We start from the raw sequence: 25,346 nt of genomic DNA on the forward strand, positions 1-25,346 counted from the left end.
TACCACCGGGCCAGCGGCTTTAAACCCGGTAAAACTCGATATCCTGCCCGGCATGCACGGCGCGTTTCAACCACTCCGGCATGTCGCCTATCCCATCCCACGTGTCGCCGTTTGCGCTTCTGAATACCGGCGTGGTGCCGTTGGCGTTCTCGGGCAACGAGGGCATTGACGGCAACGCGCGCTTCGAAGCCGCGCTGGAACCGTTCGTCAAAGGGGGAGGGGTAACGGAAACCGGCACGTCGGCCAATGCTTCGGCCAGCGCTGTTTCGGTAATGCCAAACTCAGCCATTCGGCTGCGCAAATAGGCAATGATGCTGTCTCGCTTTCTTTCGTCCACGGCTGTCCTGATTCAGCTTTTACTTTCTTGAAGGCGAGCCATCTGCCCGCGCGGACCGGGGCGGCTCGAGGAATAGTTGGGTTGACTAAAATCGTGGCGCGCCGAGTGACGCGCGTCAATTAGTGTAATACCGCAAATTACCGCTTTAACCCGCAACGCCCGATAATCGGACTTCTGCGAGCGCGCAGCTCGACAAACTGGTTACTGTGTTTGAGATCGGTGCGAGATGCGCAAGCCGCCGAGTCAGCGGCTGAGGCTCACGACCAGATCGATGCACGGCTGGCGGCTGTTCATGTTTCAAAAGCACCATGATACAGCCGCTAATTTCAACAATTCGTCCACACAACCGCGGGCGCCACAAGGAAATGATAGCGCCGAATGCCGCTATTGTATGCCTAAATCATTTTAGCGATTATGTTGCTCGCCAGGTAATTCAGCGCCATGCGCGCGAATTGCCGCAATCAGCTCTGCCGGCGTGATTTCATAACGCACTTCACGATGGATGCCGGCCTTCCGTTCATCGATCTCTATCAGCAGGACGGCCTTGCCGTCGGGCGCAGGTTCGAGGCGCAACGTCCGCACTTCCTGACCGGTGGCTTCATCGCGCTCCGTCAGCAAGGTCATGGATCCTGTGGCGGGACTTCTGGTCATTCATTTTCTCCCTTCCGATATCCAACATCTCTCTTGTTGAGACCCTTCGAACGGCTTACCCGCCGCTGCCGTTCACAGAAAAGCACTAAAAGCGGGCGCAGGACGGCGGATCTCAAGGCCGCCGACCTCATTATTGCTTGTCAAAACGATACCCGTCCAGCGTCAGAATGCGTGTTCGCTGCGCCGCTAAACCATTGACATCAGGTTGACATCGCCGTGACATCCGTGAAGCGACGCAACTGGCGCAATGCCACTACGCCACCACTACGCCGCCACCGCCGCGCGGGCCTGCGCCGTGATCTCGAACGAGCGCAGCCGGGCGGCGTGATCGTAGATTTGCGCGGTCACCATCAATTCGTCCGGTTGCGTTTGTTCGATCAGCGACGCCAGTCCGGCCTCCACCTGCTGCTGGTCGCCAATCACCGAGCATGCGAGCGAGTGTTCCACGCCGGCGCGTTCGGCCTCGTTCCACGGAATCTGCGCGACGGGTGGCGGCAACTGGCCAGGCGTGCCGCGTCGCAGATTGATGAATTGCTGTTGCAACGATGTGAAGAGAAACTCCGCTTCCGCCGTGGTGTCGGCGGCAAAAACATTCACACCGACCATCGCGTAAGGCCGGTCGAGTTGCTTCGACGGGCGGAATTGCGTCCGGTACACCTGCAGCGCGGTCAGCAGGTAGTCGGGCGCGAAATGCGACGCGAAAGCGAACGGCAGGCCGAGCGCGGCGGCGAGCTGGGCGCTGAAGGTGGATGAACCGAGCAGCCAGATCGGCACATTCAGCCCGGCGCCCGGTACGGCGCGTACGCGCTGGCCTTCCACCGGATCGGCGAAATAGCGCTGTAATTCCACGACGTCATCGGGGAAATTATCCGCGCTGCCCTGGAGATCGCGGCGCAATGCGCGGGCGGTCGTCTGGTCGGTCCCGGGCGCGCGGCCGAGGCCAAGATCGATACGCCCGGGAAACAGCGACGCCAGCGTGCCGAACTGCTCCGCGATCACGAGTGGCGCGTGGTTCGGCAGCATCACACCGCCCGAGCCGACGCGGATCGTGCTTGTTCCGGCGGCGACGTGCCCGATCACCACGGACGTTGCCGCGCTGGCGATTCCGGTCATGTTGTGATGCTCGGCCAGCCAGAATCGCAGGTAGCCGAGTTTTTCGGCATGCTGGGCCAGTTCGCGCGAGTGCCGGAACGCGTCGGCGGCGGTGGATCCGGCGGGAATGGGGGATAAATCTAGGACTGAAAACGGGATCATTGCGGCTTCCATGGCTTCGTGCATCGGCGGCGCGCGGGCACCAGTGATCCGGCTACCGCCGGGCGCACACTCCCGGATGAAAATCCAGGGCGCTCCGTGCACGTGGGTAAAAACCGATTGTGCCGAAAGTCAGGAAAGTCTGCCGTGACCGCCCTCAGGCGAGGCGGGGATAACCGCGTTTAACGGCGTCCGTTTCGATGTCAAGAATGCTGCCGTAGCCGTTAAGCGGGCGCCTGGCAAAACCGTCGAGCTTGAGCCGTTTTGCCAGAGGACGATCGTGCGCGACGGCGTCGGCGAGTGCGCTCACCAGTGCCTCGATACCCTCCGCCGGCACCCGTTTCGATGCAATCAGCGGCAAGCCCGGCGCACTTTGCGTCGTGCCGATTTCGACTAACCCGCGGGCAAGATGCGGAAGGTGGTCGAGTACGAACGCGAAGCTCACGCAGTCGATGGCGGCAACGTCGGCCCGATTGTCCTGCAGGGCTTGCAGCGAGGCCAGGTGCCCGCCCGTTTCGATCACCGATGCGAAGAACGGTCGGCCGCCGGCAAGCGGCGCAACCGCGCTGCGCAACAGGTTCATGCCGCTGTTCGAATCGGAGGTGTTGTACGCGGCGCGGTGTCCGCGGCATTGCGCGAGCGACGTGACGTTGGCGGCGGCTCTCGCGACCAGCACGCTGTGATAGTCGCCGTCCGCGCAGCCATCGACGGTGAAAACGGGTGTAGTGACAAGCTGCACGCGTCCTGCGAGCGCTTTTACCAGCGGATAACCGCATGTCTGCGACAGCAGCAGGTCGTTACGCAGCCAGAAATCGTGCAGGGATGTTTCGGGATCGACTAGGGCGAGCGTGTCGCCGCGTGCATCGAGCCACGGCCGCAAGCGGCGATGAACATGGTCGAGCAAAACGCGCCAGTCGCCGGCGAGTGCCGGCGTGACGTTGTACATCGGTAGTGCAGCGACCCAGTTCATGCACATTCTTTCCCGTTTTTTCCCGTTTTTTCCCGTTCTTTCCCATTACGCCAGCCAATCGCCAGCCACTACCGATACCCCGGTGTGCGGCCGGAACGACATTTACATGTCAGACGGGTTGCGCCGTGTCGCTGCCAAGCGTTGTTGAGCCAGCGGACCCCTTGGCGCCGGACTGAGCCTGCGCAATCTGATTGGCGGCGCGTGCATGAAGCGGATGCAATGCCGGTGCAACCGGTTGCACGCCATGCCGTACCAGCCATTCCGAATAACCGCGCACGAGAAAACCGCCGTTGCGCTGCAGATACGCGTCGCGATGCCCATGATAAACGCGCTCCAGCGCGAACCACGGCACGCTCGGCAGGTCATGATGAACCGCGTGGAAGTTGTTGTTGAGGAACAGGAGACGCCAGACCCAGGATGCTTCGTTGATGACCGTGCGTTCGGGGATGTTATCCGCGGCGCGATGTTCCTGGAACGAACGGACCGCGCTCAGCGCAAGCGCCGGATATCCAACGCCGAATATGAACAGCGCGGGACTGATGCCGCATCGGTGCGCAAGCCACGTTGCGAGCAGTCCGAGCAGGGCGAGATGCAAGGCCCACGCGCCTGCAATACGCCCATTGCCCCGTGCAATCCGGGTGAGCGCCGACACGATCGCTTTCGCGATGGAAAACCACGGGCCGAGCACAATGCGCCCGAAGAACGTGTTGCGGATGACCAGCAGGAACCGCAAGGCCGGACCTGCTCCGCGCCAGCGCTCTGCGGAGACGAAATAGCTTTCCGGATCGAGATCGGGATCGGTGAGATGAGCGTCGTTATGGTGACGCAGATGTGACTCGCGATAGACCGCGTAAGGGAACCAGACCGCGAGCGGAGCGACGCCGAACAGCGCGTTCAACAAGGGAAAGCGTGTCGGATGACCATGCAGGAGTTCATGCTGCAACGATAAATGCAGGCAAGACAACACGGCGAGGATGCTGATCGCCAGCGGCATTCCTATCGTTCGCGCGTGAAGTGCCGTTGTGAACCAGCCGCCATACACGGCCACGATCAGAAGCCAGGTGGGCCACTCGCTGCGCCAGCGCCAGGACGCGCGTAGCTGTTGAATCCGATGGCGTTGAGCATCGTCTATGTAAAGGCTCATGGCAATTCAGTGACGGAACGAGCCACGATCTTAGCGGCGCTTCGCCTGCGCCCAAACCAAGCATTCCCGCTAAGCTTGTTCCCGTGTGAAGAATCGGGGCTTGAGTGGTCCCGCAACGGGAATCAGCGCCGCAAAGCGCGCCGGAGATTGAATGACGCTCATTGAATGGGATGAAACAGAGGGCGACGGGAGCACGGCGTTCCGCGCAATCGTGCTTGTTGACCGAATTACGCTTGACCGCCTGAACCTGCGAACGCACAAACGACAGACATGCTTAAAACACGACATCCGGCGGCCTGAAAGCCGCGGTCGATTACGCGCGTGATGCGCGATGGCGAAAGCGCCGTAGTTACGCCGCTTTCGCCCAAAGCCTGTTGGTCGTTCTTTTGCGCCCTGAGCTGGGGTCGTCCTGAGGTTGAGAGAGGGATTCCAGCACTTTGCGCAATGCATCTACGCGCCGCCGTTGCGCGGGCACCAGTACGTAGCCGGAGCAGACTGCGGTCAGGCGTTCATGCCAATACTCGACGTTAAGCGCGCCAGCCGGCTTCTGACTCATCGCCCGCAACTGGCCTATTGCCCGTTCGATGTGTTGAAGCTCTGCGTCGGCCTGTGTCGACGTTCGTGGACCTTCTGACGTCGGACATCTTTTGGCTTTCATCTGCGCCCCCATTCTTGCCGGCAAGCTTCTGAACGCATGTCGATTCTGTCGATGACTGCTGCGTCCATTGCTGCATCTGGCTATTCCCCATCGCCCGCGCGTTTATGTATGCGTCCGGCGTCCCCGGTTTGATTCGACCGTTGATGCATAGTCGCAAGGGCGGGACACACGCACCGTCTGAAATCGCACATTGAAGGCGCCGGGTGCCCGGCTAATCGGGCGATGCAAACGTTTTCTGTGTGCTGGGATACGAAGTAAGCGCGCCGAACAACGCTAATGTCCGGCGGAACGATGCTTGAGACGGGGCAGTTGGCGAGAAAGCAGCTTCCGGGAAGGTCGCTTCCAACAATGCTGGTTTCAACAACGCAGGGACATGCACCACGCGCAAGACATCAAGCGACGCGATTAAAAGCAGGTCACTCGTCTGTGGGCGTCTTCAGCTTGCCGCTGCGTTTGATCTGTTCGTCCATGGCCAGGTCGAGCTTGCTTACGCGTCGCGGTTTCTCGGGCTTGAGTCCGTTCACGAAGGCCACGAAATCGTCCATGGTCTGCGGCGGGGACAGCTTCTGTTCACCGCTTGCCGCCCGGTCGACGAGATAAAACAAGCCGCCGCTCAGGCTCACGGCTGCATAGTGCGGATTGCCGGAGCGCGTCTTGAGACGCTCTACCGCGTTGATGGCTTTAGTCGAGCGCACGATCAGCCCGGTAAAAAAGCACGCGCGAAGGTGTCAGGAAACAGGTGTCATGGAACACCTTGTGAAGCCCCCTCATGGCGCGCATTTCTTGCTCGCGCCTTCGAGCCACAGGTTCGACAGATGCCGTTCGCCCGGATAAAACCGGTACGATGTTTCGCCGTTATCGAAGCGAACCTTGATCACGTTGGAGTCCCCGAATTCGAGCATCGTGCCCTGGGGAATCGGTGTTTGCTTGAACGTGGCGTCATGTTTTTTCGCTTCGTCCGTCAGGCACTGCACGATGCTCGCCACCGACGCGTTAGGCGCCGTTTCGACTTCCGGCTGACCGGCGTCGACGTTATGGAATTGAGCACAGGCTTGCAATAAAAACAACGGAAGCGCGAGCGCGCCGACAATCTTTTTCATGGTGTCCTTAAAGGTTTGCGACCGGCTTTTCGACGCAGTGTTCGACTAGCGCAATCCCACATTACAGCACAGCGGCCTTACGTTTTCCGTCCGCGCCGACCCTGACCGGGGACGACGACGCGAAGGACGAAACGCCGTGGGCGCTGACGCAGATCACGCATCCGGCGGCACGCCGAGAAGCTGCATGGTGCCGCCGACCACGCCCGAAAACACCGGCCCGGCGACGGTGCCGCCATAGTAGGAGCCGGCCGACGGTTCATCGATCATGACGGCGACTATGACTTGCGGGTCGCTCATCGGCGCCATGCCGACGAACGACGCGCGATACTTGTTCGCCGCGTACGTGCGTCCGACCTGCTTGCGCGCGGTGCCGGTCTTCCCGCCCACGCGATACCCATCCACCGCTGCCGCACGTCCCGTGCCACGGGGTCCCATCGCGAGTTCGAGCATGTCGCGCACAGCCGCCGCCGTCGCGGGTTTCGTGACTTGCACCGGTTCCGGCGTGGCCTGGCCGCGAATCAGGGTGGACTGCCGGAATTCACCGTTTCCCGCGTAAGCCGTATAAACCTGTGCAATCTGCAACAGCGACAACGACAACCCATAGCCGTACGCCATGGTCGCCTGTTCAATCGGCCGCCAGCGTTCGTACGCCCGCAAGCGCCCGGTCGCGGCGCCCGGAAACGTCAGGTCCGGCGCCTGGCCAATGCCGTATTCGCGATACTTGTCCCACACCGTTTGCGGGCGAAGCTTGAGCGAGAGCTTCGTCAACGCGATATTGCTCGACATCTGCACGGCTTCTGAGACCGTAATGACGCCGTGGTTCGACGTATCGTGAATCACGTTCGGCCCGAGTTTGAACGTCCCCGGCGATGTATCAATGCGCGTGTCCGGCCGTACGTAGCCGAGATCGATAGCGAGCGCCGCCACCAGCGGCTTGATCGTCGAGCCCGGCTCGAAGGTGTCGGTCAGCGCGCGGTTGCGCAACTGTTCGCCGGTCAGCCGCACGCGATCGTTCGGGTCGAAGGTGGGATAGTTCGCGAGCGCGAGGATCTCGCCGTTCTTCGCGTCGAGCACGACCACGCTGCCAGCACGCGCGCGGTGCTTCGTGATCGCCGCCGCCAGTTGCGTGTGCGCGAGCTGCTGGATCCGGCGATCGATGGTCAGATGAATGGTCTCGCCATTCTCCGGCAACTCCACTTCGCCGATCTCGGACACCACCCGCCCCAGCCGGTCGCGGATCACTTCGCGTTGACCGTGTTCGCCCGTCAGCCGGTCGTTTGCCGCGAGTTCGATGCCTTCCTGGCCCTTGTCCTCGTTGTCCGTGAAACCGACGATGTGTGCCGCTGATTCCCCTTCGGGATAGAAGCGTTTGGTGTCGGCTATCAGGGTCACGCCCGCCAGGCCGGTTTCCGCGATACGGGTGGCCGTATCGGCATCGACCTGCCGTTTCAGCAGCACGAACGAGCGCGCACCGTCGAGGCGGCGCGCGAGCTCCTTTTCGGGCATGTCGATCAGGCGAGCGATTGCTGGCAAGGTCTCGCGATCAAAGCGCGATGGCGTTGCCCAGATCGCATAGGTCGCAAGACTTACGGCCAGCATTGCGCCGTTGCGGTCGACAATGCGCCCGCGTGTTGCGCTGAGCTCCAGCGTGCGTTGATAGCGCTTTTGCCCCTCGCTAATATAAAAGTCCTGGTTCACGACCTGCACCCACAGCGCACGCGCGGCGAGCGCTGCGAAGGCGCTGAACATCAGCAGCACGACCAGCGTGGAGCGCCACCGTGGCAGCCGGCTTTCGAGCACGGCGTTTTTCACGGGCGTCCGATAAGATTCATGGGCTCGCTTGGCGGTTTTACGCATCGGGACGATTCAGGACGTGGTGGACGTGGACAACCGCGCGATACGCTCGAGCAAGGCATCGGCCTCGTTGCCGGCCAAGGTGAGCCCAAACACGTCTTGCAACACGCTGCGCAGTTCCGCCGGGTTCGCCAGTTCGCGCCTGGATTCCGTCTTGCCACGCTGGGTCAGGGTCATGTCGTACAAGGTCTGCCGCTCACCCGGCACAACCCGCGCGACGACCAGGTGGTTCACGAAAATCGACTCGGGATACGTCGATACATAGTGGTTCGCGATGGCGTAGTCGGAGGGAAATTGCGGTTCGAGGTCGAAACGGTAGATTGGCCTCCAGGTATCGCCGAGTTTTACTTGCAGCATGAAATCGCCGCGCTCGATAAGGTCGAGACGAAACGGCTCGTGTGGCGTCGCCTGTTCGCGGCCTGCGTCGAACAGCAGCGGGGCGCTGAGCGTCATGCTGCCGAAGCCGACGTCCGCAAGCCAGGTGTCGTCGGGCGTTTCGACCAGCAACATCATGTGGGTGCGTGGCGCCATGGCGGCCGGATCGTTCCACAGCACGCGGGCGGCGAGGCCCGTGGTCTCGAAGCCGAGCGTGTCGAGCACGGCGCGAAACAGCAGGTTGTGTTCGTAGCAATACCCGCCGCGCCGGGCGCTCACGAGCTTCGCGAATACGGACGCGAGGCCCAGGCTTGGCGTGCGCCCGAGCAGCGAGTCGAGATTTTCGAACGGGATCGCTTGCGGATGCAGCCTGTGCAGCGCGTGCAGCGTCTCTGATGTAGCCTGCTGAGACTTGCGATCAGGCGCGATATAGCCGATGCGGTCGAAATAGGCGGCGAGTTGCGCCGGGGAGAGTATCTGATTCATGTGGAACTCCTGCACGGATAATGGAAACGAGGCCGGGCGAGCCGCCGCGAGGTGCCGACATTCTACGGCACCGCCCACTTGCCGATTACATATTGCATACGCTGCGCATCGGTCCGCACACGTCGGAAAGGCAGAAGCAGGCCAGGAAACAGGCCAGGAAACAGGCCAGGAAACAGGCCAGGAAACAGGCCGTTTGGGCGGGATTTTGAACTGTGACGCGCCCAACATGGTCTTTAATAGGCAGTGCGTTCAACTCTTCTTTTAAAGAACCCTATGTCGACCTCACTCGCTACCGCAACTTCGTCCCCGCCGCCCGCGGGCAAGCATCCCGCCCCGCCGTGCACCCTTGTGATCTTCGGTGCAGCCGGGGACCTGACCAAACGGCTGCTGATGCCGGCGCTATACAACCTGTCGTCGGATCGCCTGCTCGACGACACGATGAAGATCATCGGCGTGAATCACGGGGAGCTCGAGACGAGCGCCTGGCGTGACCAGCTGACCGACTCGCTGAAAAAATTCGCCGCAGACAAGGCTGGTGCCTTCCACACGTCGCATTTCGACGACAAAGCGTGGAGCTGGGTCGCGGACCGCCTGCAATACGTGGCCGGCGAATTCGAAACCGACGACGTATTTAACAAGCTGAAGCAGACGTTGGGTGACAACGGAAATGTCATTTTTTATCTCGCCGTCAGTTCGCGCTTCTTCAAGCCGATTGTCGAGCGGCTTGGCCGAGCGGCATTGCTGAAGGAAAGCGACCAGGGTTTCCGTCGCGTGGTGATCGAAAAGCCGTTCGGGCACGACTATGCGTCGGCGAAGGATCTCAACGAGAGCATCCTCAAGTTCGCCGACGAGAACCAGATTTATCGTATAGATCATTTTCTTGGCAAGGACACGGTGCAGAGCATCCTCGCGGTGCGCTTCGCGAACGCGTTGTTCGAGCCTATTTTTCGGCGCGAATACATTGATCACGTGCAGATCACGGCGGCGGAAACCATTGGTGTGGAAGCGCGTGGCGGGTTTTACGAGCAGACGGGCGCGTTCCGCGACATGGTGCCGAACCACCTGTTCCAGTTGCTTGGCATGGTCGCCATGGAACCGCCGAATTCATTCGATGCAGAAGCCGTGCGCGACAAGAAGGCGGAAATTTTCGACGCGATCCAGCCGCTGAAACCCAACGACGTCGTGCTCGGGCAGTACGAAAAATCCGCGGCCATGGCGGGGTATCGGGAGGAAGCGGATGTCGCGCCGGATAGCCAGACCGAGACATACGCGGCGGCGCGCGTGTTCGTCGAGAACTGGCGCTGGGCCGGCGTGCCGTTTTATCTGCGAACCGGCAAGCGGATGACGGCGCGGCGCACGGAGATATCGGTGCAACTGAAGGCGGTGCCGTTCCTGCTCTTCCGTGACACTCCCGTGGACACCCTCGTGCCGAACGTGCTGACCTTGCGCATTGACCCGGAACACGGCACGACCTTCGATTTCAACGTGAAGGTGCCCGGGCCTGTGATGCAGGTCGGGGCCGTCAAGTCGTCGTTCAAGTACGGCGACTTTTTCGACGAGAAGCCGAACGTGGGTTATGAAACACTGCTGTACGACTGCATGCTCGGCGACGAAACGCTGTTCCAGCGTGCCGATAGTATTGAAACCAGCTGGGCGGCTGTTGACGCCGTGTTGCATCCCGAAGGCGGCCCGTTGCCGGTACATGGCTACACGGCGGGCAGCGCGGGACCGAAAGAAGCTGACGATCTGCTGAAGGCGGACGGCCGCGCCTGGCGCCCGCTGGCAGACGAGCACACGCAAAAACCCGATCACGACGACAAGAACTGAGGAGAACCGTATGGGGACAGCAGCACGCAAGGCAGCAGTGAAAAAGACCGCGGCAGGTAAGACAGCGGTGAAAAAGGCGGTTGCGGGTAAGGCAGCCGCGGTCAAGACAGCCTCGCGCTCGCGCGGGAAAGAACGGATTCTGGCCATTGATGTGGGCGGCACAGGCCTGAAGGCCGCGATTATCGATGCGCACGGGAAGATGGAAACCGAGCGGCTAAAAGTGGCCACGCCGCATCCGTGTCCGCCGGACGTGTTGGTGCAGAAGCTGGTGGAACTGGTTCAGCCGCTGTCGACACCGCTGCCGGCCACGCAGATCTCGATTGGCTTTCCGGGCGTAGTGCGGGACAACCACGTGCTGACCGCGCCGAACCTCGGCAACGAATTCTGGCGCAACGTGCCGCTCGCCCAGATGCTGGCGGAGCACCTGGGGAACCTGCCGGTGCGCATCATCAACGACGCCGAGATGCAGGGGCTTGCCGCTATCGAAGGGAAAGGCATCGAGTTCGTGCTGACGCTTGGCACGGGCGCCGGCACCGCACTTTTCCGCGATGGCGAACTCATGCCGCATCTCGAGCTGGCGCATCATCCGGTGAATAAAAACAAGACGTACGATGAATATCTCGGCAATGCGGCGCGTGACAAGGCGGGCAACAAACGCTGGAATCGCCGGGTGGAGAAGATCATCGGCATCCTGAGTTCGCTGGTGAACTACGACCGTTTGTGGATTGGCGGCGGCAATGCAGCCAATCTGAATTTCGAGTTGCCGGATAACGTGAAGGTAGTCTCGAACGAGGCGGGCATTGAAGGCGGCGCGCGGCTCTGGCACCCGCGTTCAGTGCGCGAGACGCGGCAATTGCCGCCTGGAGCGTTTGAATGACTTCCATCGGTTTGACACTCGGTCCCGGCCATGGCGACCCGGACCAGGCGCTGGCCGCGCTGGCGAAGGTCGAACTCGTGATCTCCGATTGCGACGGCACCTTGCTCTACACGGACAAATCGCTCGGTGAGCCTGCGCAGGAGGCGGTGCGCAATCTCACCGCCGCGGGGGTGCGCTTCACGGTGGCGAGCAGCCGGCCGGGCAAGGGCATGCATTCGATCGTGGAGACGCTCGGGATCAAGGCGCCGTTTGCCGCGTTCAACGGCGGCAAACTGGTGGATCCCGACGGCTGGAAAACCCTGAACGCCCATTGGCTGCCGCGGGCAGCCGCGCAAACGGCGCTGGAAAGCCTGGAGCGCGACGGGATCGACGCATGGGTGTTTATCGACGACCAGTGGTACATCACGAATCCCGGCGGCGACTATGTGCCGCTCGAGCGCCGGACAGTGGGATACGACGCGGTGGTGGTCAAGCGTTTCGAGGATATCGACCTGGACTCGGTTGAAAAGATCGTGGCGTCGACGAAAGACGCTGCGCTGCTTCAGCGCAAGGAAGCCGAGTTCCAGGACACGCTCAAGGGCCGCGCCATGGCGATGCGCTCACAAACCTATTATCTCGACATCACCCATCCGCTCGCGAACAAAGGCGAGGGCGTGCGCGAACTGGCGCGGCTGGCGGGCGTTGCGCTGGAAAATGTAGCGGTGCTGGGCGACATGGGCAACGACGTCGCCATGTTTGATGTGGCGGGTGTATCGATCGTGATGGGGCAGGCGTCAGCAGAGGTTCAATCGCACGCGACGTTTGTGTCGGCTACGAACGACAAAGACGGTTTTGCCACTGGCCTCAACGGATTGCTGGCGGCCCGGAAGGGAAAATGATGTTTGTGGATGGGCACGCGTGAAGACGCATGAGCGGGACACATGAGTCGGGACGCGTGAGAGAGCGGCATCGGCGCCATGCGATGCTGACTGGCAGCATCCAGCGGCGGCGCCGACGAAGCTTTGCTCTCGATTCCGGTAAGCAGGACTGTGCAGGACTCGCTTTAACAGCGCGTCACGACAGCTTCCTGCTTAGCGGCGACGCATTTGCGGACGCGGGCCACCGCCGCCGGTCGCGCGTTCGTCCTTGTGCCGGAAGTTGATCCGGCCTTTCGTCAGGTCATACACCGACAGTTCCAGCGTCACACGGTCGCCCGCGAGAATCCGGATGTGGTTCTTGCGCATGCGGCCCGATGCATACGCACCCACGACTACGCCGTTGTCCAGCGTCACGCGGTAGCGGCTGTCGGGAAGCACTTCGTCAACAATGCCGTCCAGCTCGAGTAACTCTTCTTTCGCCATATAAAGCTCCTTAAATCATCTATTCGTTGCGATTGTATGCGAGACCGGCCCGACCTCGCGATGCCTTTTAACGCCTAACAGTCGCGCCTAGTCACAGATCCGCAACAGTCTGGCCGTCGATCTGGCCGTCGATCAGCTTTTCCGCATGCAACAAGCACGCCCGGCGAGCCTGTCCACCGTTTTCGAACGATCCGGCCTGCTCGATGCGGAACACGCGGCTTTCGCCCGTTGCTTCCTCGCCTGCCGGCGGCGCGCGGCGGATGCGCACCGACGCTTCGTAACCGGTGTCCGCTGCACGGACTGCCGCACCGCCGTCCCGGGCGCCGCGAGGGTAGATCAGCGGATGAATTTCGTAACCCTTGTACGTCTTAAGCGGCTTGACCAGTTCTTTCATGTTTCCTGAATTCCTGAATTGCGCCCGCCCGGGCGTCGACATGATGCGGTCGATGCCTTGAAAACCGCACCGCCGACCGTTCAGCGCCCCTTGGCACGTGCGGTCGACAGGCGATTACGAGCAAAAAATGGCGCGCGGCGCACACAGGGCGCAGCCGCTCGCCGGGCTGTAGGTGTTGAAGAACGTCGAGGTAACACGTGCGCTGCTCACGTATTACCCATGCAACCATGCGCGGTATAACGCCTGGGAACAAGCAACCGTCGACGTCGCTGCTATTTAAACTTTGAAGACGAATGCAGGGCCGCGACCGGTTGCGGAGCCCACACTGCCGGGGCGATGACATTCAGCCAGGGCGTTGCGCTGAAATGTTGGGTGGATCGCTGTTGCCGTGGCGAACACGCTGCGCCAGAAGCGCACTATGTAATATTAGACAGCAAATCAGAAAAAAGTTCTGCTGTCGCCGGAGGCCCCGCCTCTCGATGCTGCAATGCTGACGTGCCCGTCAACGGTAACCGGGGTTTCCGTCGAGCCGTTTTCCGTCATCCAACCGCCTTCCCGCGGCACCGAAGCCTCCATTATAACCATCATAGCCATCCAGCCTTGCGGAACCGCCAGTAAAGGCAAATGTCCACCGCGAGCATCACGCAGATAACCGCCGGATAGCCATAGACCCAGTCGAGTTCCGGGATGCGGTGGAAGTTCATGCCGTAGATCCCGGCGATCATGGTGGGCACGGCGAACAGCGCCGCAAACGAGCCCAGCCGCTTGGTCACCTCGCTTTCCGCCAGCGAAATCAGGCCCAGGTTGACCTGGATGGCGGTGACGATCATTTCGCGGCGCCCTTCGATCGTTTTCACGATCCGAAGCAGGTGGTCGTACACATCGCGGAAATAGTCCTGCATGCCGGTACAAATTCCCGGCGCGCGGCCGCCGTACAGCTTGCTGACCGCTTCCAGCAGCGGCGCGGTGTGATGCTGCAGCAGCACGAGCCGGCGCTTCAGGGAATACAGGTCTTCAATGATTACCCGCGACGCCGCCGATCCGTTGCGCGTGAAAATGCGTTCCTCGAGCTCGTCGAGTTCCGCGCCCAGCGTCTCCAGAATTGGGAAATAACGGTCCACCACGTTGTCGATCAGCGCGTACATCACGAATGCCGGACCGTTTTCCAGCAAATGCGGCTCGCGCTCGCAGCGCAAACGTACGTCCTGGAATCCCTGGCTCGTCCGGTTGCGTACGGACAGCACATAGTTTCTGCCCACGAACACGTTGATCTCGCCGACCACCAGTTCGTTGTCGGTATCGAGTTCCACGGTGTGGAGCACGCAAAACAGCGAGTCCGCGTACTCGTCGATCTTCGGACGCTGGTGCCCGTTCTGCGCGTCCTCCACGGCGAGTTCGTGCAGCCCGAACTGATGCGACATATGCGCGAGTTCGCCCGGGCCGGGGTCTTTCAGCGCGACCCAGATGAAGCAGTCGGGAACGTCCCGGTACGCGGAAATGTCGTCGATGGCGACGTCGGCGAGCTTGCGGCCTTTCTGGTAGGCCGCGCAATTGACCAGCATGGATTCTTGCCCCTCTCGCACGATGATGGAGCCGGCGCATGCTGCCTTTCGCGAACGCTTTTCGCCAGGCTGGGCAGCGCATCAGGGAGGCATGGCCGGAATGCTGTGAATGTTAGCGGATTTGTCAGGTGCCTACTGCGCGTAGCCGTCGTGCGTCGTCCTGTCATGCAGTCGCCGCGCAGGTCATGTCTCGCTGTGCGAGTAGTCCGAGGTCAGATCGGAGGTGAGGCGCGCTTGTGCCGTCTGTGCCGCTTGTGGCGCCAGGGTGTTGTCGCGTTTGGTGAGTTTCCCTTCCACGGACGCACCCACGTCCATGCGCAATTGCTGGTAATAGATGTTGCCGTTCACATGCGCATTCGATTGCAGTTCGACAAAATGTTCCACCGTGACGTCGCCGGTGATGGTCCCGTTGATCACGATGTCATAGGCGTTGACGTTGCCGGTGATCGAGCCCTGGTCGCTCACGACCAGCAGCGTCTGTTCGCCCGGGCGGCCAGTCACGTTACCCTTCACGTGGCCGTCCATGCGCAGGCCGTCGCTGAACTCGAGGTTGCCGGCTATCTGCACGTCGTGTGCGATCAGCGTTGCCAGCTTGGCCTGACTGACGCCAGGAGATTTTTTCTTGAACATGGGAAGACCCCTTCTGGTATGAATTGCAAAGTAGTGCCGGTAATGGAACCTGCGCACGCAGGTTCCGGGAACGGTCAGTTGGATAGGGTTAGTTAGACTTATCGTGTTGACGCTTGAGGAAGGTCAGGTCGGTCCGCATCCTGTGGATCTCCGCCAGACTTTCGGATGCTTGCTGCTCCATGACGAGCCGTGTCGCCACCTCGTGGTCGAGCGCAATGCGCGCCTTCGAAAGTTGCTCGCGAATCTCGCGTTCAGACATGGGCGGTGCGCACAGCGCGTCGGCCTTCTTGCTGTTGTCGCGCGACGTGACGAGCGCGAAGCCGGCAGCGGCCAGCGCCGCCGCGGCGCACGCTGCGGCGATCGTGCCGAGCAGCAGCATGGGCCAGGTCGGGCCGCGCCGCGAGGTCAGGGAATAGGTGCGGCGGGTGAGTTTGTGCGTCGGCCTGTTTCGATCAGCTTGCGGCATTGGATTTCAGCTTGAAGAGCGCGAGATAAGGCGTGGGATTGACCTGCGTCCCGTCGATGATCACCTCGAAGTGCAAGTGCGGTCCGGTCGAGCGTCCGGTCGAGCCGATTTCGGCAACCTTCTGGCCGGGCATGACAAGATCGCCGACCTTCACGAATAGCTTCGATGTGTGCCCGTAGCGGGTGATCACGCCGCTGCTGTGCTGGATCTCGAGGGAGTTGCCGTAACCGCCGTGCGGTCCCGCTTGCACCACGCGGCCGCCTGCGCTTGCGAAGATGGCCGTGCCGGTGGGGGCGACCAGGTCGACGCCCGGATGAAAGTTCAGGTGCCCCGTGAACGGGTCGATGCGGTTGCCGAACGGCGAGCCGAAGCGCGCGCCGGGTGCGGGCTGGCGGCCCGGAAACGCCATGTATGACGCGTAGTGCGCGAGCACGGCGTCATCGAGCGCGCCGATGGTTGCATCGAGACAATCCAGCGCGCTTTGCGTGTGTTTCAGGCGCTGCGGCGCGGTACCGGTCAGCGCTGCCCGCTGGGCGTCGCAGAGCCGGGGCGGCATGGACGGCCCCCTCGACGCACTGCTGTCGAGCGGCGATTCGTCGTCGTTCTCGGGAAGCGGCGGAACCACGTGAATATCCGGCCGGTCGGCCGCGCGCCGCGCCGCCTTCAATTGTGCTTCGAAGTCCTGAAGTTCGTTCACTTGCTCCACGAGTTCGACCACACGCGGTTCAATATGCGTGAGGGTTGCGCTGATCTTGCCGAGTTCATCGATTTCATAGGAGCGCCGCTCCGTTTGCGATTTCTCTTCGGCCGCGTGGGTGTTGCCCATTGCCGCGCCAATGGCAATGCCGAGCGCGAGCGCGGCCAGGATCATCGCAATGACGGCAACGATCACCATGGTGCGGACAGTGCGCGCTTCGACGAAACGCACGCGCTGATGCGACACGTTCCGGCGGGACCAGATGACGAACGCCATCAGTGCACCGGGCGCGGCAAACGCGCGGGCAAAAGAAGACGCGCGGGCGATGGATTACCGGCCTGTCTGCGAGTGCTGTTAATGAGATGGATAAAGGTCACGTCCATGTGAAAACGCCGCAGCAGGGCTACGGCGGAAAGCCTTATTGGGCGGACGATTATGCACCTGTTACGCGAATGCGTATCTCATATATAAGTGGAGCTGAATAAACGCGAAATTCACGGCTTCACCGTTTCACTCCATAGCATCTCGCCCGCCTCGCCCATCAGCAGCGGACGATTGATTTCAGCCACTGTGCGCACGAAGTCCCACACTGCCGTGATGCGTTTCAATTTGCGCAAATCTTCGCGGCAGGACAGGTAAAACGCGCGCGTGACGACGATCTCATCCGCGAGGACGGCCACGAGACGCGGGTCCTGTGCGGCCATGAAACACGGCAGGATCGCGAGCGAGCGACCTTGCAGCGCGGCGTGATATTGCGCGATCACGCTGGTGCTGCGCCAGTGCGACACAGCGCCCGGAACCGCGCGTTCGAGATACAGCAGTTCGTAGCTGAAAGCGAGGTCGTCGATATAACTCGCAAAGCGATGCGTCGCGAGGTCTTCCACCTTGCGCACCGGTTCGTGTTGATCGAGATAGTCGCGCGTGGCGTAGAGGCGCAAGCGGTAGTCGCAGAGTTTGGTGTAGACGGTCTGGCCGTGCTCCGGGCGCTCCAGCGTGACGGCTATGTCAGCCTCGCGCTTGGACAAGCTGACGAAGTGCGGCACCGGCAGCAGGTCGATGGAAATCTGCCTGTGCGCATCCTGGAACCGCGCGAGTTGCGGCGCAAGAAAGAAGCAGCCGAAACCTTCGGTCGAGCCTACCCGCACGTGTCCGGACAGCGCGTGACCGGAGTTCGCAATGCGCTCGGTCGCCGACTGCACCGTGGTTTCCATCGCGTCGACGTACGCCAGCAGGCGCTGCCCTTCGGCGGTCAGGATGAAACCGCCGCTGCGGGATTTATCGAAGAGCAGGGTGCCCAGCGCGTCTTCCAGCGCCCGCACGCGACGGGCGACGGTCGTGTAGTCGACCCCCAGGCGCTTCGCCGCACCGCTTGCACGCTGGGTTCGCGCGACTTCCAGGAAGTACCGGAGATCGTCCCAGTTCAGGTTGTTGACGCCAGGAACCGTGCTTTTTTGCATATTGGATGGGTATTTGTATCGATACTTCGTGGAGATTTGCATAACTATACTGAACCTTGTGGACTCGCTTTGCACGCGCTTCGTACCTTTGCGTAATGACCGGGCCGACAACAATCAAATATTCCGGAGACGACATTTCCCCATGGCGACCTGTGCGGCATCCGCGCGCGTCCGCGTCTCTCTCATTGCGTTCCGGCCAGGAACGTTCTCGTTTTCAAGGAGCCTCTCTCATGAATACTGCTGCTGACCGTCCGGCGCTCGCCGAACAATCCAACGCCGGTGTGCGCACGGCCAAATTGCTGATCGACGGCAAGTTTGTGGAATCGACGACGCAGGAGTGGCGCGACATCGTCAACCCCGCGACCCAGGAGGTGGTGGGCCGGGTGCCGTTTGCGACAAAACAGGAAGTCGATGCCGCCGTGTCGGCGGCCGCAAAAGCGTTCCAGACGTGGCGTCTGACGCCGCTCGGCACGCGTATGCGCCTGATGCTCCGGTTCCAGGACCTGGTGCGCCAGAACATGAAGCGGATCGCGCAGACGCTGACGGCCGAGCAGGGCAAGACGCTGCCCGACGCCGAAGGCGATATTTTCCGCGGCCTTGAAGTGATCGAACACGCGTGTTCGATCGGCACGCTGCAGCAGGGCGAATTCTCGGAGAACGTCGCGGGCGGCGTGGACACCTACACGCTGCGCCAGCCGATAGGCGTGTGCGCCGGCATCACGCCGTTCAATTTCCCCGCGATGATCCCGCTATGGATGTTCCCCATGGCGATTGTCTGCGGCAATACGTTCGTACTGAAGCCGTCGGAGCAGGATCCGTTGTCCACCATGGAACTGGTCGAACTGGCGCTGGAGGCCGGCATTCCGGCGGGCGTGCTGAACGTGGTGCACGGCGGCAAGGAGGTGGTCGACGCCATCTGTACGCACCCCGACATCAAGGCGATTTCGTTCGTCGGGTCGACGCATGTGGGCACGCACGTGTACAACCTCGGCAGCCAGCACGGCAAACGCGTGCAGGCCATGATGGGCGCGAAGAATCACGCGGTCGTGCTGCCCGATGCAAACCGCGAGCAGACGCTGAATGCGCTCGCCGGAGCGGGTTTTGGCGCGGCGGGGCAACGTTGCATGGCGACTTCAGTGGTGGTGTTCGTGGGGGCGTCGAAGGACTGGTTGCCGGAGCTGGTCGAGCGGGCCCGCGGCTTGTCCGTGAACGGCGGCACGGAAGCGAATACCGACGTTGGCCCGGTTGTTTCGCGGGCAGCCAAGGAACGCATCCTCGGTCTGATCGAAACAGGTGTGAAGGAAGGCGCAACGCTGTCGCTGGATGGTCGCGATGTGAAGGTGACGGGGTATGAGAAGGGCAATTTCATCGGCCCGACGGTATTCTCAGGCGTCACCACCGACATGACCATCTACAGGCAGGAGATCTTCGGTCCGGTGATCTGCGTGCTGGAAGCCGCAACGCTTGACGATGCCATCGCACTGGTCAACCGCAATCCGATGGGCAACGGCGTTGGCCTATTTACGCAAAGCGGCGCGGCGGCGCGCAAGTTCCAGAGCGAGATCGATGTGGGCCAGGTGGGGATCAACATTCCCATCCCCGTGCCGGTGCCGTACTTCAGCTTTACCGGCTCGCGCGGTTCGAAACTGGGCGATCTCGGCCCGTACGGCAAACAGGTCGTGCAGTTCTATACGCAAACCAAAACTGTCACGTCGCGCTGGTTCGACGACGCTACCGTCAACGACGGCGTCAACACGACTATTTCGCTGCGCTAAGCCGGTTGCCGGGTGAAATAGCTCGGCGAAATAAAAAGGGGAAATGCAATGGAAATCGGCTTTATCGGACTGGGCAACATGGGCGGACCCATGGCCGCCAATCTGCTGAAAGCAGGGCATTCGCTGACGGTTTTTGATTTATCGAAGACGGCGTTGCAGGCGGCGGTCGACGCGGGTGCGCGGACCGCCGCTTCGCCGCGTGAGGCGGCGCGAGAGAGCGAGGTGGTGATCACCATGCTGCCTGCCGCCGCGCACGTCAGGGCGGTGTATCTGGAGCCGGATGGCGTACTCGCCGGGGTTCGTGCGGACGTGCCGCTGATCGACAGCAGTACGATCGATCCGGCGACCGCGCGCCTGATCGGTGAAGCCGCGTTGAAGCAGGGCAATCCATTCGCCGATGCCCCCGTCTCCGGTGGCACGGGCGGCGCGCAGGCGGGCACGCTCACGTTCATGGTCGGCGCAGACACCGCATTGTTCGATACGCTCAAACCCGTGCTCGCCGGCATGGGCAAGAACATGGTTCAGTGCGGCGAAACGGGGACCGGTCAGATCGCGAAGATCTGCAACAACCTGCTGCTCGGCATTTCGATGATCGGCGTGGCGGAAGCCATGAAACTCGGCGCGTCGCTCGGAATCGAACCGAACAAGCTCGCGGGGATCATCAATACATCGACGGGACGTTGCTGGAGCGCTGATACGTGTAATCCCTACCCGAACGTTTTACCGAATGCGCCCTCGTCACGCGGGTATACCGGGGGGTTCGGCGCCGATCTCATGTTGAAGGACCTGGGGCTGGCTGTTGATGCAGCGCGTCAAGTCAAGCAACCCATTTTGCTTGGGGCGCTCGCGCAGCAGCTTTACCAGACCATGAGCATGCAGGGCTTGGGCGGGTTGGACTTCTCCGCGATTATCAAGCTGTACGGTAGCGAGGAGGCCTGACTAAAATCCGATAATCCTGAATTGCTGCAATGCGTTTTATGTGGGCTATTAAGCTGCATTGCAGCATGGCGATCGCTCTGCCATGCTAATCAAGGACATGGGGAATACGATGATTCGCTTCTTCTGATTTTGGCCTATTCTCAAAGCACGACGTTCATGTCTTCGTCTGTATTAGTAAGTAAATGATGAAGTCAGCGAAGCCGCTTTGAGGTGCTTAACAGGTTTATCAGGTTAATTAAGGCCAGCGAAATGCTGGCGGCAAATAGCCAGGATCAAGGAGAGCCAGATGCAAACAACTCGTCACTTTCACATGGAATTGCGGCACGCAACGCTGCCGACCTACGTGTTCAGCTACCTGTTCCCGTTGGTGCTGCTGGCGTATGAGTTATGGCGCGTAGGTTCATGGGTGGCTGTGCGTGGTTTCAACTTCTCGGACTTCAGTTCGATGGGGTATGAATTCGCGTTGATGCTGGCTGTGTTCGCGATGCAGATTGTGGTCGAAATCGCATTCATGGCTGCAGCCATGTTGACGAAACACCATGACGTTGCACATCGTGCGGCTAACTTGCTGCTTGGCGTGTTCTGCTCGGTGGTCGTGCTGGGATTCGACCTTGCGCTCCAATATGCAATGTAAGCACGCGCCGTAAGCGGTAGCGTTATTCAGGTTCTCGCAGCAATAAAAAGCCCGTTCCAGCACTTTTGCCAGAGCGGGCTTTTTCTATGGTTGTTCCGGGCGCGGCTAACGGGCTAACAACCTGCGGCGTTGGGTAATTCGGGTGCTGTCTGCGCGCGTGCTTCAAAACATTTCCTGTTCGCTTCCTTCAGCGCCGTGCGCAATCCTTCCTCGATCACGGGGTGATAGAACGGCAGCTTCAGCATGTCTTCCACGGAAAGGTCCAGTTGCAGCGCCCAAGCCATCAGGTGGCCGAGATGTTCAAGGGCCGGCCCGCATCCCTGGGCGCCCAGAAACTTGCCGGTCCTGGCGTGGGCATAGACATGCAGCAAACCCCGGTTTTGCCGTAGCACGCGACTGCGCCCTTGCGTTTCGAACGACACGCTTCCGGTCACTGTCATCTGCTTGTCGAGGTCGTCGTAGGCCGCGCCTACGCTCGTGACTTGCGGCTCGCAGAACACGATGGAAAACGGCACCTTGCGTTTGACGGACTGGACCTCGGGAAAACGCGCGGCGTTGTCGCCGGCAAGCTTGCCTTCGTCGGCGGCATCGGAAAGAAAGGGACGCGTGCCGTCGCAATCGCCCGCGATGAAGATGCTGCTGTCGCCACACTGCATGGAAGATTCGTCGAAGAGGGGAACGCCGTTGTCGTTGAGCGCTATGCCGGTCTTTTCAAGCTGCAGCGACGCCAGTGCCGGTTTCCTGCCGGCCGCAATGAGCACCCGGTCGAAGCGCTCGGTGCGCTCGGTTCCATCCAGCGACCTGAAGCGGATCGTGGGTTCGCCGTCCTGCATTGATTTTTCGAGGATGGCCGCGTCGGGGTCGAGGTAAAACTCCTGCTGCAGCGCTTCAATCAATGCGTCACGCACAGGGGTGTCCGACAACGCGCCAACGTGGTTCTTCCGGCCGAACATGAATACATCGACCCCGAGTCGCGCGAATGCCTGGCCGAGTTCGAGAGCGATCGGGCCGGCGCCGAAAACGGCGCAGCGCCTGGGCAGGGTCTTCAGGTCGAAGACATCGTCGCTTGTCATGAGACGGTCTTCGAATATCTTGAAGTCATCTGGAATGATGGATGCCGAACCCGACGCGATCACTACGCTTGTGGCTTCCACGCGTGCGAAGTCATCGATGAGAAGAACGTTACGCGATTCGAAGCGCGCAAAGCCGCGGATGATCGTGTCCTGCGGAAACGAATCCGTCTCCTTCAGCACGCCTTTGACGAAATGATCGCGCTCGCTGCGGACATAAGCGAGCATATGCTCACTGTTGGCCTCGAGCGCATGCGTGCCTTCAATGCCCCGCGGCGCCTGCGCCTTTGCGTCGTGCAGGCCATTGGCCGCCGCAAGCAGCAGCTTGGACGGCATGCAGCCCACGCGTGCGCAGGTCGTGCCGAACTCGGCGCCTTCTATCAGCACGACCTGCTTGCCCGCGTGCCGTGCCGCACGATACGCGGCCATGCCGGCCGTCCCTGCGCCAATGACGGCGACGTCCACCTTGATCTGCTTCATCGATACCCTTGGGTCAGATGTGATCGAACCTGTTTCCGCGACCACCGCGGATGCGCTCCGTCCAGGCTCCGGTCGGGCTCCGATCAAGCTGGAACGCGGTGCTGATCAGCGCTGCCGGGCCCGTTCGCCGTGGCTAGCCATTGTCCGCAAAGCCCGGATACAGGGTCATGCCGCCGTCGACGAACAAGGTTGTGCCAACCACATAGTCGCTGTCGTCGGAGGCCAGCCAGACCGCCGCCCGGCCAATATCCTCGCTCTCGCCAATCCGGCCGTAGGGCACGAGTTCAAGCAGCGCCTTCAATCCCTCGGGGTTGTCCCACGCGGCCTTGTTGATCGGCGTGCGAATCGCGCCCGGCGCGATTGAATTGACTCGAATCCTGTGGGGTGCGACTTCCTGGGCGAGCGATTTCATCATCATCTGGATACCGCCTTTCGATGACGCATAGTTGACATGCCCCGCCCACGGAATGACTTCATGCACCGAACTCATGCAGATGATCTTGCCGAGCGCCCTGGACACAGGACGCGGGCCGCGCCGGAGAAATTCACGGACGGCGCGCTGCGCGGTGAGGAACTGGCCCGTCAGGTTCACGTTCATCACGGCGTTCCAGTCGGCGAGCGTCATGTCGACGAACTTCGCGTCCTTTTGCAAGCCGGAATTCGCGACAACGATATCCACCGTGCCGAAACGCTTGATCAGCGTGTCGAACAGGGCGTCGATCTCGGTTTCGTCGGAGACGTCGGCCTGGATCGCGATAGCGTGGCCGCCGGCTTTTTCTATCGATGCGGCGAGCGCTTCAGCGGCCTCGCCGTGGGAGTGGTAGTTGATCGCGACACTGGCGCCGGCATTGGCGAGCGCTTGCGCCACGCCGTAGCCAATGCCCGAACTGCCGCCGGTGACGAGCGCGACCTGGCCTTCGAGTGCTGGATTCATAACGTTCCCTGGTTGGATGCGAAGCGCGCCGTACGCGCGGCTTGTCAAAGCGAGCGCAGCGCCTGCCGGGCAGACCTGGGCCGGAACCGTGGGGAACCTGAGCAAGTGCCGGTCCCGTCCGGGAATGATGCAGCAGTCCCGGACGGCCGTCCTACTCGGAATCCACGCCAAGCGCGGGGAAACGTTCCGTCGGGTAGGCGATCTCGTCCTGCGAGGCGACGATCTCAAGCTCATACCGCCCGGCCTGGAACGTGGTCCGGACCACTGCGTTCACTGCGGCCAGCGTGTGCTCCAGCGCGTCACGCACCGAGTCGCCCAGCAGCGTGCGCGCGAGAAATATGGCGCTCGTCAGGTCGCCTACGCCCACTGGTTGCCGCGCGAACGGGTAGAGCGGCCGCTGTGCGAACCACGCTTCGGTCTCGGTCACGGCGAGCATGTTGAAGGTATCGGCACGGCTGTTTCTGTCGATCAGGTGCTTGACGAGCACCACTTTCGGACCGCGGGCGATCACCTCGCGGCAGGCGGCGACTGCTTCGTCCACCGTCTCGATGGTGCGCCCCGTGAGTTTCTGCAATTCGACGTGATTCGGCGTCATGGCGTCGGAGACTTCCGGCATGGTATTCACCAGAAATTCCTGGATGCCGGGTTCGACGATGCAACCGCTCGCGGCGCCCATGACGGGGTCGCAGAAATAGCGCGCTTTCGGGTTGACGGCTTTCACCATCCTGACAATTTCCACGACCGCTGCGCCTTGCTCGGGCGAGCCGAGGTAACCCGACAGGATCGCGTTGCAGCGCGACAGCACGCCGATAGCGCCGATCCCCTCGATCACGCGCGTCAGTTCGTCGGCGTCGACAGCACCGCCGGTCCAGCGGCCATATTGCGTGTGATTCGAGAACTGCACAGTGTTGAGCGGCCAGACGTTGACGCCCATGCGGCGCATGGGGAAGACCGCCGCGCTGTTGCCTGCGTGGCCGAAGACCACGTGCGACTGGATACTGAGGACATTTTGCATGATGGTTTTTAGCGAGGTGCAGGACAGCGGCCAGGGCCGCGCACGAAAACCGCATGCATGTTCGGCATGCCGGACATCATTGTGCCGTGGTTTTCGCCTTTATCGAAAGAACCTGCTCGTGGAACGCCAATGAGCGCGAGATTCGCTTGGCATGAGGATTGCTCAGCTTTATGGCTTTTTGCAATGGCCGCGAATGCGAACCGGCTTCGAAGCAATCCGCAGCGAAATTCCATCGGATTGCAAAGCGATTTTGACGGGACCGCGCGTCAATTTCCGAAAAGCAGGTGCGAACTATTCACCTTTGCAGCAAAATCATCCTGACGCGCTCAATTATTTGCCGTTCAAATCCTCTGGAGAAAAACCACCCAATCCAATTCGAGTCATTCGCCAGCAAGCACCGGTATAACAGCTGAAACCAGCTAG

Annotated in this window: 26 protein-coding genes; 7 read left to right on the forward strand and 19 right to left on the reverse strand. The window is 61.3% G+C overall.

The window, feature by feature from the left end; all coding sequences use genetic code 11:
* Nucleotides 1-19: 19 nt before the first annotated feature.
* The 9 genes from AWB69_RS45950 to AWB69_RS21710 form a co-directional block, all read right to left on the reverse strand.
* Nucleotides 20-337: an H-NS family nucleoid-associated regulatory protein gene (locus tag AWB69_RS45950; protein WP_075643964.1), complete on the reverse strand. Its 318-nt coding sequence runs from the start codon at nt 335-337 to the stop codon at nt 20-22.
* 405 nt (nt 338-742) lie between these two features.
* Nucleotides 743-988 (reverse strand): hypothetical protein, encoded by a 246-nt coding sequence (locus AWB69_RS21675; protein ID WP_062088545.1) that lies wholly within the window; start codon nt 986-988, stop codon nt 743-745.
* Between the two features lie 264 nt (nt 989-1,252).
* Nucleotides 1,253-2,242 (reverse strand): LLM class flavin-dependent oxidoreductase, encoded by a 990-nt coding sequence (locus tag AWB69_RS21680; RefSeq protein WP_062088667.1) that lies wholly within the window; start codon nt 2,240-2,242, stop codon nt 1,253-1,255.
* Between the two features lie 154 nt (nt 2,243-2,396).
* Entirely contained in the window at nt 2,397-3,209 is an 813-nt protein-coding gene (locus tag AWB69_RS21685; protein WP_062088547.1) for a phosphate/phosphite/phosphonate ABC transporter substrate-binding protein, read from the reverse strand.
* A gap of 109 nt (nt 3,210-3,318) precedes the next feature.
* Nucleotides 3,319-4,353: a fatty acid desaturase gene (locus AWB69_RS21690; protein ID WP_062088549.1), complete on the reverse strand. Its 1,035-nt coding sequence runs from the start codon at nt 4,351-4,353 to the stop codon at nt 3,319-3,321.
* Nucleotides 4,354-5,427: 1,074 nt separating this feature from the next.
* On the reverse strand, nt 5,428-5,706 hold the full coding sequence (locus AWB69_RS21695; RefSeq protein WP_062088551.1) for a hypothetical protein: 279 nt from the start codon (nt 5,704-5,706) through the stop codon (nt 5,428-5,430).
* A gap of 72 nt (nt 5,707-5,778) precedes the next feature.
* Nucleotides 5,779-6,111, reverse strand: coding sequence for a hypothetical protein (locus AWB69_RS21700; RefSeq protein WP_062088554.1), 333 nt, complete (start codon nt 6,109-6,111; stop codon nt 5,779-5,781).
* A gap of 153 nt (nt 6,112-6,264) precedes the next feature.
* A complete protein-coding gene (locus AWB69_RS21705) occupies nt 6,265-7,968 on the reverse strand; it encodes a peptidoglycan D,D-transpeptidase FtsI family protein (RefSeq protein ID WP_062088557.1) in 1,704 nt (567 codons plus the stop codon).
* Nucleotides 7,969-7,977: 9 nt separating this feature from the next.
* Nucleotides 7,978-8,826, reverse strand: a complete 849-nt coding sequence (locus AWB69_RS21710) for an arylamine N-acetyltransferase family protein (protein WP_062088560.1) — start codon at nt 8,824-8,826, stop codon at nt 7,978-7,980.
* A 273-nt stretch (nt 8,827-9,099) separates the two neighbouring features.
* Here AWB69_RS21710 and zwf point away from each other — a divergent pair, with 273 nt between their 5' ends.
* Genes zwf through AWB69_RS21730 form a run of 3 tightly spaced genes read left to right on the forward strand, consistent with a single transcriptional unit; the run spans nt 9,100 to nt 12,408 of the window.
* Complete coding sequence (gene zwf, locus AWB69_RS21720; protein ID WP_062088566.1) at nt 9,100-10,653, forward strand: glucose-6-phosphate dehydrogenase; 1,554 nt, start codon at nt 9,100-9,102, stop codon at nt 10,651-10,653.
* A gap of 10 nt (nt 10,654-10,663) precedes the next feature.
* Nucleotides 10,664-11,530 carry an ROK family protein gene (locus AWB69_RS21725; RefSeq protein WP_082913510.1) on the forward strand — a complete coding sequence of 289 codons (867 nt, stop codon included), beginning with the start codon at nt 10,664-10,666 and terminating at the stop codon, nt 11,528-11,530.
* Entirely contained in the window at nt 11,527-12,408 is an 882-nt protein-coding gene (locus AWB69_RS21730; RefSeq protein WP_062088569.1) for a Cof-type HAD-IIB family hydrolase, read from the forward strand. The genes AWB69_RS21725 and AWB69_RS21730 overlap by 4 nt, the downstream gene beginning before the upstream one ends.
* 192 nt (nt 12,409-12,600) lie before the next feature.
* On the opposite strand, the gene infA is transcribed toward AWB69_RS21730, so the two are convergent.
* From infA to AWB69_RS21765, 7 genes are all read right to left on the reverse strand, one after another.
* Complete coding sequence (infA, locus tag AWB69_RS21735; protein ID WP_050382773.1) at nt 12,601-12,870, reverse strand: translation initiation factor IF-1; 270 nt, start codon at nt 12,868-12,870, stop codon at nt 12,601-12,603.
* Nucleotides 12,871-12,961: 91 nt separating this feature from the next.
* A complete protein-coding gene (locus tag AWB69_RS21740) occupies nt 12,962-13,255 on the reverse strand; it encodes a hypothetical protein (RefSeq protein WP_197500291.1) in 294 nt (97 codons plus the stop codon).
* 593 nt (nt 13,256-13,848) lie between these two features.
* Nucleotides 13,849-14,826, reverse strand: coding sequence for a magnesium/cobalt transporter CorA (corA, locus tag AWB69_RS21745; protein WP_062088575.1), 978 nt, complete (start codon nt 14,824-14,826; stop codon nt 13,849-13,851).
* A gap of 183 nt (nt 14,827-15,009) precedes the next feature.
* Nucleotides 15,010-15,456: a bactofilin family protein gene (locus AWB69_RS21750; protein WP_062088578.1), complete on the reverse strand. Its 447-nt coding sequence runs from the start codon at nt 15,454-15,456 to the stop codon at nt 15,010-15,012.
* Between the two features lie 88 nt (nt 15,457-15,544).
* Nucleotides 15,545-15,922 (reverse strand): hypothetical protein, encoded by a 378-nt coding sequence (locus tag AWB69_RS21755; protein WP_062088581.1) that lies wholly within the window; start codon nt 15,920-15,922, stop codon nt 15,545-15,547.
* Entirely contained in the window at nt 15,909-16,895 is a 987-nt protein-coding gene (locus AWB69_RS21760; protein WP_062088583.1) for a M23 family metallopeptidase, read from the reverse strand. Before AWB69_RS21760 ends, AWB69_RS21755 begins: the two co-directional genes overlap by 14 nt.
* A 218-nt stretch (nt 16,896-17,113) precedes the next feature.
* A complete protein-coding gene (locus tag AWB69_RS21765; RefSeq protein ID WP_062088586.1) occupies nt 17,114-18,076 on the reverse strand; it encodes a LysR family transcriptional regulator in 963 nt (320 codons plus the stop codon).
* Between the two features lie 230 nt (nt 18,077-18,306).
* Here AWB69_RS21765 and AWB69_RS21770 point away from each other — a divergent pair, with 230 nt between their 5' ends.
* The 3 genes from AWB69_RS21770 (at nt 18,307) to AWB69_RS21780 (ending at nt 21,424) form a co-directional block, all read left to right on the forward strand.
* Nucleotides 18,307-19,851 (forward strand): CoA-acylating methylmalonate-semialdehyde dehydrogenase, encoded by a 1,545-nt coding sequence (locus AWB69_RS21770; RefSeq protein WP_062088589.1) that lies wholly within the window; start codon nt 18,307-18,309, stop codon nt 19,849-19,851.
* Nucleotides 19,852-19,899: 48 nt separating this feature from the next.
* Nucleotides 19,900-20,790, forward strand: a complete 891-nt coding sequence (gene mmsB / locus AWB69_RS21775; RefSeq protein ID WP_062088592.1) for a 3-hydroxyisobutyrate dehydrogenase — start codon at nt 19,900-19,902, stop codon at nt 20,788-20,790.
* 286 nt (nt 20,791-21,076) lie between these two features.
* The gene (locus tag AWB69_RS21780) at nt 21,077-21,424 is read left to right on the forward strand and encodes a hypothetical protein (RefSeq protein ID WP_062088595.1); all 348 of its coding nucleotides are present in this window, start codon (nt 21,077-21,079) and stop codon (nt 21,422-21,424) included.
* A gap of 113 nt (nt 21,425-21,537) precedes the next feature.
* Here the strand turns inward: AWB69_RS21780 and AWB69_RS21785 are convergent, their stop codons facing one another.
* From AWB69_RS21785 to pdxY, 3 genes are all read right to left on the reverse strand, one after another.
* On the reverse strand, nt 21,538-22,974 hold the full coding sequence (locus AWB69_RS21785) for a dihydrolipoyl dehydrogenase (protein ID WP_062088598.1): 1,437 nt from the start codon (nt 22,972-22,974) through the stop codon (nt 21,538-21,540).
* Between the two features lie 133 nt (nt 22,975-23,107).
* Complete coding sequence (locus AWB69_RS21790; protein ID WP_062088600.1) at nt 23,108-23,908, reverse strand: SDR family oxidoreductase; 801 nt, start codon at nt 23,906-23,908, stop codon at nt 23,108-23,110.
* A 151-nt stretch (nt 23,909-24,059) separates the two neighbouring features.
* Nucleotides 24,060-24,923 (reverse strand): pyridoxal kinase PdxY, encoded by an 864-nt coding sequence (gene pdxY / locus AWB69_RS21795; RefSeq protein WP_062088604.1) that lies wholly within the window; start codon nt 24,921-24,923, stop codon nt 24,060-24,062.
* Nucleotides 24,924-25,074: 151 nt separating this feature from the next.
* On the opposite strand from pdxY, the gene AWB69_RS21800 reads away from it, so the two are divergent.
* Complete coding sequence (locus AWB69_RS21800; RefSeq protein ID WP_062088607.1) at nt 25,075-25,329, forward strand: hypothetical protein; 255 nt, start codon at nt 25,075-25,077, stop codon at nt 25,327-25,329.
* Nucleotides 25,330-25,346: the final 17 nt, after the last annotated feature.

Source organism: Caballeronia udeis, from assembly GCF_001544555.2.
In the GTDB taxonomy this organism is placed as follows: domain Bacteria; phylum Pseudomonadota; class Gammaproteobacteria; order Burkholderiales; family Burkholderiaceae; genus Caballeronia; species Caballeronia udeis.